The organism is Isoptericola variabilis 225, from assembly GCF_000215105.1.
GTDB lineage: Bacteria > Actinomycetota > Actinomycetes > Actinomycetales > Cellulomonadaceae > Isoptericola > Isoptericola variabilis_A.
Genome location: NC_015588.1, coordinates 151617 through 164454, shown reverse-complemented (window position 1 = coordinate 164454; position 12838 = coordinate 151617). Strand labels below are relative to the sequence as shown.

The following is a 12838-nucleotide window of genomic DNA, read 5'->3' as shown; positions in this document are numbered from 1 at the left end:
CTCGACGGTATGCCGCGCGGCGCAGACTCGCGGCCTCAGCGCGTCATCGGTTGTTCACCCGGCCGCCCGCGGCACGGGTCACGGCCCCCGCGCGCCTAGGGTGGAGGGGTGCACGACTCGACCTCCCTGCCCCCGTTCGCGTCCGACAACTACGCGCCCGTCCACCCCGAGGTCATGGCGGCGATCGCCGCGGCCAACGAGGGGTACGCCGTCGCGTACGGGGACGACCCGTGGACCGAGCGGCTCGACGCGCGCGTGGCCGAGCTCTTCGGCCCCGCGGCGCGCGCCTTCCCCGTGCTCAACGGCACGGGCGCGAACGTCGTCTCGCTCATGGCGCTGTCGCCCCGGTGGGGCGGGGTCGTCGTGTCCGACGTCGCGCACGTCAACACCGACGAGAACGGCGCCCCCGAGCGGGTCGGCGGCCTGAAGATGCTCGCGTGCACGTCGGTCGACGGGCGGATCGCGCCCGCCGACGTCGAACGGTGGGCGTGGCAGCGCGACGACGTGCACCGCGCGCACCCCGGCGCGCTGTCGATCACGCAGTCGACCGAGCTCGGCACGGTCTACTCGCTCGGCGACCTCAAGGCTCTCGCCGACGTCGCGCACGGCCTCGGCATGGCCGTCCACCTGGACGGGTCGCGCCTCGCGAACGCCGCCGCCGCGCTCGGGTGCTCGCTGCGCGCGCTGACGGCCGACGTCGGCGTCGACGTCCTGTCGCTCGGCGCGGCGAAGAACGGCGCGATGCTGGGCGAGGCGATCGTCGTGCTCGACGCCGAGGGCGCCGTGGGCTCGCGCGCGGCCGCGGCCGTCCCCTACCTGCGCAAGGCGACGACGCAGCTCGCGTCCAAGGCGCGGTTCGTCTCCGCGCAGCTGCTCGCGCTGCTGGGCGAGGCGGGCGCCGGCGACGACGCGCCCCTGTGGCTGCGCAACGCCTCGCACGCCAACGCGATGGCCGCGCGCCTGCGGGCCGGGCTCGAGGTCGCGGACGTCGTGACGACCGAGCTCGTCCCCGAGTCGGGCGTGCGGTTCACGCGCCCGACCGAGGCCAACGCCGTCTTCGCCACGCTGCCCCGCGCCGCGGCCGACCGGCTGCGCGAGCGGGCCCGGTTCTACGACTGGGCCGAGGGCGAGACGCCCGACCGCGTCGAGGCTCGGTGGATGTGCTCGTGGGACACGACGGCGGAGGCTGTGGACGGCTTCGTCGCCGCGGTCGTCGAGGAGCTCGGCCGGGGCTGACGGCCGGCCCGGATGTGATCTGAGGAAACCGCGCGGCGACCGTCGGACGCTCCCGCTACCGTCGTCTCGGGAACACCACGAAGGGGTACGGATGTCCACCGACAGCACAGCACGCCACACCGCCACCGCGACGACGCACGTCGCCGAGCCGCCCGAGCGGGTGTGGGCGGAGCTCATGCACCCGGGGGCGCGCTGGATGCTGGGCGCCAACATCGAGACCGACTTCCAGCCCGGCAGCCCCATCACGTTCGAGGGCCACTTCTTCGGCCGCCAGTTCGCCGACAAGGGCCAGGTCATCGCGGTCGAGCGCCCGCGCCTGCTGCACTTCACGCACTTCTCGCCGCACGGCGAGCTCGAGGACGTGCCGGAGAACTACCACGAGATCCGGATCACGCTCGAGCCCGACGACGGCGGCACGCGCGTCACGGTCGTGCAGGAGAACATCGACACCGAGCAGCACGCCGCTGCCTCCGAGGGGTACTGGAAGGACGCGCTCGCCACGCTCGCCCACCGCGACGACGGGACGCGCACGTCGCACTCGTGAGGTCCTCGCTCCTGACCGTCGTCGCCCTGTGCGCGACGACGGCGCTCACCGCGTGCTCCGGCCCGACGGCCGAGCCCTCGCCGACGCCGGGCGTCTCGCGCACCGCCGCCCCGCCGTCGGCGTCCCCCTCACCTCCCACGACGCCCCCGCCCGAGCCGAGCGCGTCGCCGTCGAGCGAGCCCGCGCCGTCGGGCACGGCCGACGGCCTCGCGGGCTGGACGCTCGAGCAGAAGGTGGGCCAGCTCCTCATGGTCGGGGTGAACGTCGGCGGCGGGTCCGAGGAGCTGTCGCGCGCGGCCGTGACCGAGCACCACGTCGGCAACGTCTTCCTGCACGGGCGCTCGGAGGCGGGCGTCGAGGCGACGCGCGCGCTGGTCGAGCGGTACACGTCGCTCGTGTCCGCCGAGACGACGCGGGGCGAACCCATGCTCGTCGCCACCGACCAGGAGGGCGGGCTCGTGCAGGTGCTGCGCGGGCCGGGGTTCTCCGAGATCCCGCGCGCGACGCGGCAGGCCGAGTGGCCGGCGCCCGAGCTGCGGGACCGCGCCGAGGCGTGGGGCGCCGAGCTCGCGGCGGCCGGGATCAACCTCAACCTCGCGCCCGTCATGGACCTGGTCCCCCGCGAGACCGCGGCGCAGAACGCCCCGATCGGCTACTTCGCGCGGAACTACGGGTTCACCGCCGAGTCCGTGACGACGTCGGCCACCGCGTTCAGCGAGGGCCAGCGCGCGGCAGGCGTCGAGACGGTGATCAAGCACTTCCCCGGGCTGGGCCGGGTCACGCAGAACACGGACACCGCGTCCGACGTCGTCGACGACGAGGTGGGGCCCGACTCGCCCGACGTGCAGGTCTTCGCGGCCGGGATCGCGGCTGGGGCGCGCTTCGTCATGATGTCGACCGCCGTCTACGACCGCATCGACCCCGACGCCCCGGCGGCCTTCTCGCCCGCGGTCGTGGGGCTGCTGCGCGACGACCTCGGCTTCGACGGCGTGATCATGACCGACGACCTGTCCGCCGCCGACCAGGTGCGCGGCTGGTCGCCCGGCGAACGGGCCGTGCACGCGATCGAGGCCGGCGTCGACCTCGTCCTCGCGTCCGCGGACCCGTCAGTGGTGCCCGAGATGGCCGCCGCGCTCGTCGAGCGAGCGCGCGCCGACGCCGCGTTCGCCGGCCAGGTGGACGCCGCCGTCGCGCGCATCCTCGCCGCGAAGTCCACCCTGCCGAGGTAGCGCTGCATTCCGCGACGTAGCGCTCGACTCGGCGAAGTAGCGCGACCGTGGCGCTACCTCGGCGCGCGGAGCGCTACCTCGCGAGATGCAGCGCTACCTCGCGAGATGCAGCGCTACCTCGCGAGATGCAGCGCTACCTCGCGAGATGGTGCGCTACTTCGCGAGATGCGAGGGGTCAGTGGCCGCCGGAGACGAGGAAGCCGATGCCGGTGATGACCGCGCCGACGCAGACGGCGAAGCACAGCCCCGCGGCGACGAGGCGCCCGATCCCGGGGCGGGTCCGCGCCGCGGCGGGCGCACCGCCGTCGGCACCCGCGGACGTGCCGCCGTCGGGCTTCACCACGAGGCGCAGGCCGAGGGCGAAGAGCGCCGGGATGCCGGCGCCGACGAGGATGCCGACGACGAGGACACGGGCGAGGGCGTCCCACTCGATGAACTCGCTCATGCCTTCCTCACCGGGGTCGTGATGGTGATCGCCTCGGAGACGGGGCTCTCGTGGTCGGCCTCGACGGGCGCGACGTGCGGCGGGGCGGCGACGCCGGTCGTGGCCGCGACGGGCTCGAGGGTCTTGCCCTTCTCCTCGTCCCACGGCTCGTTGACGTTCGCGTGGTGGACGGGTCGACGGCGCGACGCGACCCACATCGCGACGGACGCGAGCACCAGCAGGGCGAAGACCAGCATGCTGCCGCCGAACCCGCCGACCCCGTGCTGGAGCCACAGGCACACGGCACCGACGATGCCGGCCGCCGGCAGCGTCATGCCCCAGGCGGCGAGCATGCGGCCCGCGACGCCCCAGCGGACCGTGGCGCCGGGCATGCCCACGCCGGAGCCCATGATCGAGCCGGTCGCGACGTGCGTCGTCGACAGCGAGAAACCGAAGTAGCTCGAGAGCATGATCACGGCCGCGGACGCGGTCTCGGCCGACATGCCCTGGCGGGTGTCGATCTCGACGAGGCCCTTGCCGAGCGTGCGGATGATGCGCCACCCGCCCAGGTACGTGCCGAGCGCCATGAAGAACGCGCAGGAGAAGATCACCCAGAACGGCACCCCGGAGTCGGCGGGTACGGCGCCGCCCGCGATGAGCGCGAGCAGGATGATGCCCATCGACTTCTGCGCGTCGTTGGTGCCGTGCGCGAGGGACACGAGCGAGGCCGACCCGACCTGGCCCCAGCGGAACCCGTGCGACGTCGCGTCCTGCGGCAGACCGCGCGTCAGCCGGGCGACGAGCCACGTGCCCGTCGCGGCGACCGCGATGGCCACGAGCGGCGCGAGGAGGGCCGGCACCAGGACCTTCGCGACGACGCCCGTCCAGATGACGCCGGACGTGCCGACGGCGGCCAGCACCGACCCGACGACGCCGCCCACGAGGGCGTGCGACGAGCTCGACGGCAGGCCGAGCAACCAGGTCACGAGGTTCCACACGATGCCACCGACCAGGCCGGCGAACACGACCTCGAGCGTGATCACGTTCGCGTCGACCAGGCCCTTGGCGATGGTCGCGGCGACGGACAGCGAGAGGAACGCGCCGATCATGTTGAGGACGGCGGACAGGAGGACGGCGGTCTTGGGCTTGAGCGCGCGGGTCGCGATGGACGTGGCCATCGCGTTCCCCGTGTCGTGAAATCCGTTCGTGAAGTCGAAGGCCAGAGCGGTCACGACGACGAGCACGAGCAGCAGCGTCTCGGTCACGGATCCATGGTGCAGTGTGCGTGGGTCACAGTCGGCCTGGGGGCGGCCTCCAGGTGAACAGTTCGGCTCTCGTTAACCCAATGTTCATCTTCCGTTCGACGGTGGTACCCGGTACCGCTCGAACGTGTCGTGAGACCCGGGCACGGTCAGCGGACGTCGGCGAGCCCCAGCACGTCGAGGATCCAGGCGTGCTCGAACGCGATCTCCTCCCACCGCGCGTACCGGCCGGAGACGCCGCCGTGGCCGGCCGCCATCTCGATCTTGAGCAGCGCGGGCGCTCCCGCGGCCCGCAGCCGCGCGACCCACTTGGCCGGCTCCACGTACAGCACCCGCGTGTCGTGGAACGACGTGACCGCGAGGATCCGCGGGTAGTGCGACGCGTCGTCGGGCACGTTCTCGTAGGGCGAGTACGAGCGCATGTACGCGTAGACCTCAGGGTCCTCGAGCGGGTTGCCCCACTCGTCCCACTCGACGACGGTCAGCGGCAGCGACGGGTCGAGGATCGACGTGAGCGGGTCGACGAACGGCACGCCCGCGAGCACGCCGGCGAAGAGCTCGGGCGCGAGGTTCGTCACCGCGCCCATCAGCAGCCCGCCGGCGCTGCCACCGTCGGCGACCATGCGCTCGGGCGAGGTCCAGCCCGTCTCGACGAGGTGCTTCGCGCACGCGACGAAGTCGGTGAACGTGTTCTTCTTGCGGCTCAGCTTGCCGTCGTCGTACCAGCGCCGGCCCATCTCGCCGCCGCCGCGCACGTGCGCGACGGCGAACACGACGCCGCGGTCGAGCAGGCTCAGGCGCGGGACCGTGAAGTACGGGTCGATGCTGATCTCGTACGCGCCGTACCCGTAGAGCAGCAGCGGCGCGGGCTCGGCGCGCGTGCCGGCCTCGTCGAGAGTGACGGCGTCGCGCCGCCACACGAGGCTGATCGGCACCTGCGTGCCGTCCTCGGCCACCGCCCACTCGCGGCGCTGGACGTAGTCCGCCGGGTCGTAGCCGCCGAGCACGGGCTGCCGCTTGCGCAGGAGGCGCTCGCCGGTGGCGAGGTCGACGTCGTACACCGTGGCGGGCGTGACGAACGACGTGTACTGCAGGCGCAGCACGGGCTGGTCGAACACCGGGTTGGCGTCGAGCGCCGCGGTGTAGAGCGGCTCGTCGAACGCGATCTCGCGGACCGTCCACGGACTGCGGGGCGCGACGTCGGCGAGGGACACGAGCCCGACGCGCGGGACGGCGTCACGGCGGTAGCCGAGCGCGACGTGCCGCGCGAACGCGTCGACCGACTCCAGGCGCGTCTCGGGGTCGTGCGGCACGACGACGGTGGCCGCGGCCGGGTCGAGCGGCGCGGCCGGGCCGTCGTCGCCCGCGGGGCCACCGCCGGGCCGGGCGGGGACGTCCGTCACGACGAGCTCGAAGTTCTGGGCGCCGTCGTTGTGGAGGATGAGGAGTGCGTCGCGGCCGCCGCCCTCGGCGTCCGGCAGCACGACGTGCTCGACCGAGTACTCGACGCCCTCGCGCCGCGTCCACACCGGGCGGAACGCGCCCGTCGGGTCGTCCGCCTCGAGGATCCAGGCCTCGCTCGTCGTCTTGGAGCCGAGCTCGATCTGCAGGAAGCGCTGCGAACGCGAGAGCCCCACCCCGACCCAGAACCGCTCGTCGGGCTCCTCGAACACCACGACGTCCTGCGACGCCGGCGTGCCGACGCGGTGGCGCCAGATCCGGTACGGGCGCCACGCGTCGTCGACCGTCGGGTAGAAGACGTGCTCGCCGTCGGGCGTGATGACCGCGCCCGGGAAGGTGTTCTCGACCTCGTCGGGCAGGTCCTGGCCCGTGTCGAGGTCACGGATGCGCAAGGTGTAGCGCTCGTCGCCGGTCGTGTCGACGGCGTACGCGAGGCGGCGGCCGTCGGTCGGCGTCACGGCGAACGAGCCGAGCGAGAAGAAGTCGTGACCCTCGGCCTCGACGTTCTGGTCGAGCAGCACCTGCTCGCCGTCGGGCACGCGTAGGGGCTCGATCTCGGGCGGCGTCCAGGCGGCGACGCCCTCCCCGACACCCGCCGCGGGCACACGTGCGTGGATCGGGTACTGCTTCCCCTCGACCGTGCGCGTGTAGTACCAGTACGCGCCCTGGCGCGTCGGCACGGACAGGTCCGTCTCGAGCGTGCGCGCCTTGATCTCGTCGAAGACGCGCTGGCGCAGCGGGGCGAGGTGCTCGAGCTGCGCCTGGGTCCACGCGTTCTCCGCCTCGAGGTGCGCGACGACCTCCGGGTCGTCCTTGGCGCGCAGCCACTCGTAGTCGTCGACGAACGTGTGCCCGTGGTGCGTGCGCTCGGCCGGGCGGCGCGGCGCGACGGGCGGACGCTGCGGCAGGTTGTCGGTCTCGGGTCGCGCCTCGGGTGACGCGGGGGCGGGTGCGTGCTGCTCGACGTCGGACACGTCCGCCAGCGTACGGCGAGCGTCCGACGTCGTGCCGCCGGCCCGTTGGTCACGGGTCCGCAACGGTTTGCGACCTGCCCGAACACCCAAACCCGCAGGTTGACCGCGAACGGGCCGCCACGTGACCTGCGACTGTGACGCAGGAGCGTAATCCAGGTCACAGTGCGCCGCTACACTCACGGCACGCTCGCGAAACCCGGAAGATACATGGGGCCTTTAGGTTCGCTGCATCGCCGGGGAGCACGGGCGGCCCCGAGCTGCCTCGGGGAGCACGCACCTGACCCGACGGAGGACCCGCCCGATGACAGCGGATCGACCCCCCATCGCGAGCGTGGCTCGCCGCATCCTGGCGGCGCTCGCGATCGCAGCCGCACCCGTGCTGCTGTCCGCACCAGCCGCCACGGCGAGCGCGGACGCCCAGTCCGTGGCCACCGACTGCCAACCCGACGACACGACGGCCTGCGTGGCCGTCATGGTTCTCGACGCCGAGAACGAACGCATCCCCGACGTCGACCTCACGGTCGCGGGTGCCGGAGGCTTCAGCGAGACGGTCACGACGACGGCCGACGCGCCGGTGTCCATCGCCGTCCCCGAGGTCGGCCGGTACACGGTGACGATCGACCCGGCCACGCTGCCCGCCGACACGCCGCTGCCCGAGGGCGCGCCGACCGAGGTCGAGGTCACGGCCCAGACCGGCGGCACCGCACGGGCGGCGTTCCGCGTCGGCGCCGGCGCGGCCGCCCCCAGCACGCCGACGGCGACCGCCACGCAGGACGCCGGCGGCGGCACGGCCGGCGACCCCGCCGCCCCCGACGCCGAGGGCGTGGGCGCGGCCCCCGAGGGCGACGCGTCCAAGCGGGCCCTCACCTGGGGCCAGGTCTGGCAGCAGTTCGGTTCGGGCATCCGCTTCGGGCTCCTGCTCGCGCTCGCCTCCATCGGGCTGAACCTCATCTTCGGCACCACGGGGCTGTCGAACTTCGCGCACGGCGAGCAGTTCGCGCTCGGTGCCGCGCTCGGGTTCATCTTCATCAACCAGATGGGCATGCCCATCGTCGCCGGCGCCCTGGTGACGATCGCCCTCTGCGCGCTCACGGGCCTCGCGCAGGACGCCGGGATCTGGCGGCCGCTCCGACGGCGGGGCACGCCGATCATGCAGCTCATGATCGTCACCATCGGTCTGTCGATCGCGCTGCAGTACCTGATCCAGCTGCTCATCGGCGGCGGGTCCGAGCGCATCCTGCAGACGAACCCGCGCCCGCTGACGCTCCTGGGCGTCACGCTGAGCACGGCGTCGTGGCTCTCCATGGTCGTCGCGCTCGTGTGCATCATCGGGATCGCGTGGTTCCTCACCCGCACCCGTATCGGCCAGGCGACGCGCGCGGTGTCCGACAACCCGGCGCTCGCCGCCGCGACCGGCATCGACCCGGACAAGATCGTCCGCATCGTGTGGATCATGGCGACGTCGTTCGCGGCGCTCGCCGGCCTCATGTGGGGCATCTCGTACGGCGCGTTCAACTGGCAGCTCGGCGTGCAGCTCCTGCTGCTCATGTTCGCGGCCGTGACCCTGGGCGGTCTCGGCACCGCGTTCGGCGCGCTCGTGGGGTCGATCCTCATCGGCCTCGTCGTCGAGCTGTCCAACCTCGTGATCCAGAGCGACCTGCGCTACGCGTCGGCGCTCGTGATCCTCATCCTCGTGCTCCTGTTCAGGCCGCAGGGCATCCTCGGCCGCCGCGAGCGGATCGGCTGAAGGGAGTCCCACCATGGACGAGTTCCTGCGCATCCTCACGCAGACGCTGGCGGAGCTGATCGCTCCGACGACGGCGGCGTACGCCATCGCGGCCATCGGCCTCAACCTGCACTTCGGGTACACGGGCCTGCTCAACATGGGCCAGGCCGGGTTCATGCTGCTCGGCGCCTACGGGTTCGGCATCGCGACCATCGCCGGCGCCCCGTTCTTCGTGGCGCTGCTCGTGGCCGTCGCGGCGGGCACGTTGTTCGCCCTGATCCTCGGCATCCCGACGCTGCAGCTCAGAGGTGACTATCTGGCGATCGTCACCATCTCGGCCGCGGAGATCATCCGCTGGGTCGGTCGCTCGACCTGGCTCCAGGAGTGGACCGGCGGCGCGTCCGGCCTCCAGGGCCGCGACTTCAAGACGACGTTCCACGCGCTGTCGCCGCTCCCCGAGGGCCGCACCGCCATCGGGCCGCTCGAGTACATCAACACGGGCTCCGACTCGTGGTGGACCCGCATCTTCGCGTGGGGCGTGGTCGCGCTCATCCTCCTGTTCGTCTGGCTCATCACGCGCAGCCCGTGGGGCCGCGTGCTCAAGGGCATCCGCGAGGACGAGGACGCCGTGCGCGCGCTCGGCAAGAACGTCTACTCGTACAAGATGCAGGCCCTGATCCTCGGTGGCGTGATCGGCGCGATCGGAGGCGTCGTCTACGCGCTACCCCTGGCGATCGCACCCGACGCCATGGGCCGCACCATGACCTTCTTCACCTGGACGGTCCTGCTGCTCGGCGGAGCCGCGACGGTGTTCGGTCCGGTGCTCGGGTCGATGATCTTCTTCGCGGCCTACATGCTCATGCGCACGGGCATGCGCTCGCTCACCGCCAACACCGGGCTGGGCGAGTTCATCACCACGACCAACGTCGAGCAGATCGGCGGCATGCTCGTAGGAATCACGCTGATGCTCCTCGTGATCTTCCGGCCGCAGGGCATCCTCGGGAACAAGAAGGAGCTGGCCTTCAATGTCCGCTGACGAGACGACGATGACCACGCAGGAGGCGGCGGCCGCCGCCGCGGCCAAGGCCGGCCCGCTCACGGAGGACCACAAGAAGGTCCTGCGCGACCTGTCGAACGTCGAGGCCAAGCCCGGATCGAGCAAGCCCGACGCGATCCTCACGATGGACGACGTCGTCCGGCGCTTCGGCGGCATGACCGCCGTCGACGTCGACCACCTCGAGGTGCAGGAGGGCGCCATCACGGCGCTCATCGGCCCGAACGGTGCCGGCAAGACGACGCTGTTCAACCTCATCACCGGCTTCGACGCGCCCAACAGCGGGTCGTGGAGCTTCCAGGGCCGCTCGCTCGCGGGCAAGAGCGGCGCCGCGGTGGCGAAGGCCGGCATGGTGCGGACGTTCCAGCTCACCAAGGCGCTCTCGCGCCTGACCGTGCTGCAGAACATGCTGCTCGCCTCGACGAGCAACCCGGGCGAGAACCTCTTCCTGTCGTGGCTCCCGTTCACGTGGAAGAAGCACGAGGCCGAGGCGACGGACAAGGCGATGGAGATCCTCGCCCGGTTCAAGCTCGACACGAAGGCCGGTGACTTCGCCGGGTCGCTCTCCGGCGGTCAGCGCAAGCTGCTCGAGATGGCGCGCGCGCTCATGACCGATCCGACGATGATCATGCTCGACGAGCCGATGGCCGGCGTGAACCCGGCCCTCGTCCAGTCGCTCCTGGGGCACATCCAGGCGCTGCGCGACGAGGGCATGACCGTGCTCTTCGTCGAGCACGACATGCACGCCGTGCGTCACATCTCCGACTGGGTCGTCGTCATGGCCGAGGGCCGGATCGTCGCCGAGGGTCCGCCCGAGAGCGTCATGAAGGACCAGGCCGTGGTCGACGCCTACCTCGGCGCGCACCACGACACCGACCTCGGGGACGACTCGCTGCTCGACCCCGCGATCCTGGCCCGGCTCGAGGCCGAGGAGGAGAAGCGATGAGCGACACCGCGACGCTGGCCGAGGCGCCCCCGGAGCGCCCCACCAAGGACGTGCTGCTGCGCGCCGACGACATCGTCGCCGGCTACCTGCCCGGGGTGAACATCCTCAACGGGTGCTCGATCGAGGTGGCCAAGGGCGAGCTCGTCGGCATCATCGGCCCCAACGGCGCCGGCAAGTCGACCCTGCTCAAGGCGCTGTTCGGCCTCGTCAAGATCCACTCGGGCACCGTGACGCTCGAGGGCGAGGACATCACGGGCATGAAGGCGAACACGCTCGTGGCCCGCGGCGTCGGGTTCGTGCCGCAGAACAACAACGTGTTCCCCTCGCTCTCGGTCGAGGAGAACATGCGCATGGGCGTGTACCTCAAGCCCAAGGTGTTCGAGGAGCGGTGGAAGTTCATCGGGGATCTGTTCCCGGTGCTGCACGACCGCCGCAACCAGCGCGCCGGCGCCATGTCCGGCGGCGAGCGGCAGATGGTCGCCATGGCACGCGCCCTCATGATGAACCCGTCCGTGCTGCTGCTCGACGAGCCGTCCGCCGGTCTGTCCCCCGTGCGCCAGGACGAGACCTTCCTGCGCACCCGCATGATCAACAAGGCGGGCGTGTCCGTGATCATGGTCGAGCAGAACGCCCGGCGCTGCCTGCAGATCTGCGACCGCGGCTACGTGCTCGACCAGGGCCGCGACGCCTACACCGGCACCGGCAAGGAGCTGCAGTCCGACCCCAAGGTCATCTCGCTGTACCTCGGCACCCTCGCCGAGGACGTGAAGACCAAGGCGGACCACGACGCCCACCCCGACCCCCTGGCGACGTAGCGCGTCTCCTGCCGAGGTAGCGCTGCATCTCGCGAGGTAGCGCGTTCGTCGCCGAGGTAGCGCGACGGCGGGTGCCCCGGACCCGGGGCGCCCGCCGTCGTCGTCTCTCGATGCGTCGTCACACCGCCATGAGGACCCGTCCGTCCCGTGCCCGACGGCGGTACCTGGCTCGCTCGTACTCCCTGCGGATGCGCAGGCCCAGCGCGAGCGGGTCCGCGAGCTCCTCCCAGCGCACGCGGATCACGATCCAGCCCGCAGCCTCGAGCGCGCGCTGCCGGACCGCCTCGAGGTACCGCACCCGGTCAGGATCGCCGTACTCGCCCCCGGAGTACTTCACCGCGCCGTCGAACTCGACCGCGAGGCGCACGTCCTCCCACCCGAAGTCGACGAAGAACGTGCCGTCGACGGTGGCCACCTCGATCTGGCACTCCGGCCGCGGCAGGCCGTCGTCGACGGCGACGACCCGTGAGGCGGACTCGCCCGGCGACCCCGAGCGGGGGTCGCAGACTTCCAGCGTGCGCCGGGCCTGCACGATGCCCCGCTTCCCGGTCGACTCGCTCATGATCCGCGACACGATCGCCGGGTCGGCACCCAGTCGGAAGAGCGAGTCGGCCGCGACCACGGCGCTGGTGGGCTGCAGGCTCCGGGCGCAGTCGACGAGCGTCCGCTCGATCGACGTCACCGGGATGCCGCCGACCTCGGCGCGGTCACGCTCCGGCAGCGTCGTGTGGTGCCGGCGCAGCCGCGGCTCGTCGTCGCGGGCGACGTGCGGGTGGAAGGTGTGCGTGACGTGCACCAGCTCCGGGACGTCGTAGAGCCACCCGCCGTGGAGCAGCGCCGCCGTCGCATGGCTGAACCAGAACCGGCCGGAGGCGCGCTCGTTCACGCCTCGGACCTCGGCAAGGAGGCGATCGACGTAGCCGCTGTCGGACGGCGGCTCCGCCGACGAGAGGTAGACGCCCGGACGAACCCGCTGGAAGGTGCCGTCCTGCACGCGCCGGGCGACCGCCGTCGTGCTCACGAGCGACAGGTCGATCGGCTCGGGAACGGCCGGCGGACCGTCCAAGGCCGCGGACAGCATGGTGCGCAACGGCGAGTCGGGCGCGCGCATCGTCGCGAGGATGCGCGAGATCCGGTGGATGGCAGGGACGTGTGCGGCAGTCATGG

General features: G+C 72.1%; 11 protein-coding genes. 7 read left to right on the top strand and 4 right to left on the bottom strand.

Annotated features, from left to right (window positions below; all coding sequences use genetic code 11):
• Positions 1-108: 108 nt before the first annotated feature.
• The 3 genes from ISOVA_RS00745 (at position 109) to ISOVA_RS00735 (ending at position 3009) form a co-directional block, all read left to right on the top strand.
• Complete coding sequence (locus ISOVA_RS00745) at positions 109-1236, top strand: threonine aldolase family protein (RefSeq protein ID WP_013837354.1); 1128 nt, start codon at positions 109-111, stop codon at positions 1234-1236.
• Positions 1237-1327: 91 nt separating this feature from the next.
• A complete protein-coding gene (locus ISOVA_RS00740) occupies positions 1328-1780 on the top strand; it encodes an SRPBCC family protein (RefSeq protein ID WP_013837353.1) in 453 nt (150 codons plus the stop codon).
• A complete protein-coding gene (locus tag ISOVA_RS00735; protein ID WP_013837352.1) occupies positions 1777-3009 on the top strand; it encodes a glycoside hydrolase family 3 N-terminal domain-containing protein in 1233 nt (410 codons plus the stop codon). The genes ISOVA_RS00740 and ISOVA_RS00735 overlap by 4 nt, the downstream gene beginning before the upstream one ends.
• A 175-nt stretch (positions 3010-3184) precedes the next feature.
• Here the strand turns inward: ISOVA_RS00735 and ISOVA_RS00730 are convergent, their stop codons facing one another.
• From ISOVA_RS00730 to ISOVA_RS00720, 3 genes are all read right to left on the bottom strand, one after another.
• The gene (locus tag ISOVA_RS00730; RefSeq protein ID WP_013837351.1) at positions 3185-3454 is read right to left on the bottom strand and encodes a hypothetical protein; all 270 of its coding nucleotides are present in this window, start codon (positions 3452-3454) and stop codon (positions 3185-3187) included.
• Positions 3451-4698 carry an inorganic phosphate transporter gene (locus ISOVA_RS00725; protein WP_013837350.1) on the bottom strand — a complete coding sequence of 416 codons (1248 nt, stop codon included), beginning with the start codon at positions 4696-4698 and terminating at the stop codon, positions 3451-3453. Before ISOVA_RS00725 ends, ISOVA_RS00730 begins: the two co-directional genes overlap by 4 nt.
• 146 nt (positions 4699-4844) lie before the next feature.
• Entirely contained in the window at positions 4845-7130 is a 2286-nt protein-coding gene (locus ISOVA_RS00720) for a S9 family peptidase (RefSeq protein WP_013837349.1), read from the bottom strand.
• Positions 7131-7461: 331 nt separating this feature from the next.
• On the opposite strand from ISOVA_RS00720, the gene ISOVA_RS00715 reads away from it, so the two are divergent.
• The 4 genes from ISOVA_RS00715 to ISOVA_RS00700 are packed head-to-tail and all read left to right on the top strand — an operon-like array spanning position 7462 to position 11671.
• On the top strand, positions 7462-8877 hold the full coding sequence (locus tag ISOVA_RS00715; protein WP_233275925.1) for a branched-chain amino acid ABC transporter permease: 1416 nt from the start codon (positions 7462-7464) through the stop codon (positions 8875-8877).
• A gap of 13 nt (positions 8878-8890) precedes the next feature.
• Positions 8891-9892 carry a branched-chain amino acid ABC transporter permease gene (locus tag ISOVA_RS00710; protein WP_013837347.1) on the top strand — a complete coding sequence of 334 codons (1002 nt, stop codon included), beginning with the start codon at positions 8891-8893 and terminating at the stop codon, positions 9890-9892.
• A 10-nt stretch (positions 9893-9902) separates the two neighbouring features.
• Positions 9903-10856, top strand: a complete 954-nt coding sequence (locus tag ISOVA_RS00705; protein ID WP_049788390.1) for an ABC transporter ATP-binding protein — start codon at positions 9903-9905, stop codon at positions 10854-10856.
• On the top strand, positions 10853-11671 hold the full coding sequence (locus ISOVA_RS00700) for an ABC transporter ATP-binding protein (protein ID WP_013837345.1): 819 nt from the start codon (positions 10853-10855) through the stop codon (positions 11669-11671). The genes ISOVA_RS00705 and ISOVA_RS00700 overlap by 4 nt, the downstream gene beginning before the upstream one ends.
• A gap of 118 nt (positions 11672-11789) precedes the next feature.
• Here the strand turns inward: ISOVA_RS00700 and ISOVA_RS00695 are convergent, their stop codons facing one another.
• Positions 11790-12836, bottom strand: coding sequence for a hypothetical protein (locus ISOVA_RS00695; protein WP_013837344.1), 1047 nt, complete (start codon positions 12834-12836; stop codon positions 11790-11792).
• Positions 12837-12838 lie beyond the last annotated feature (2 nt).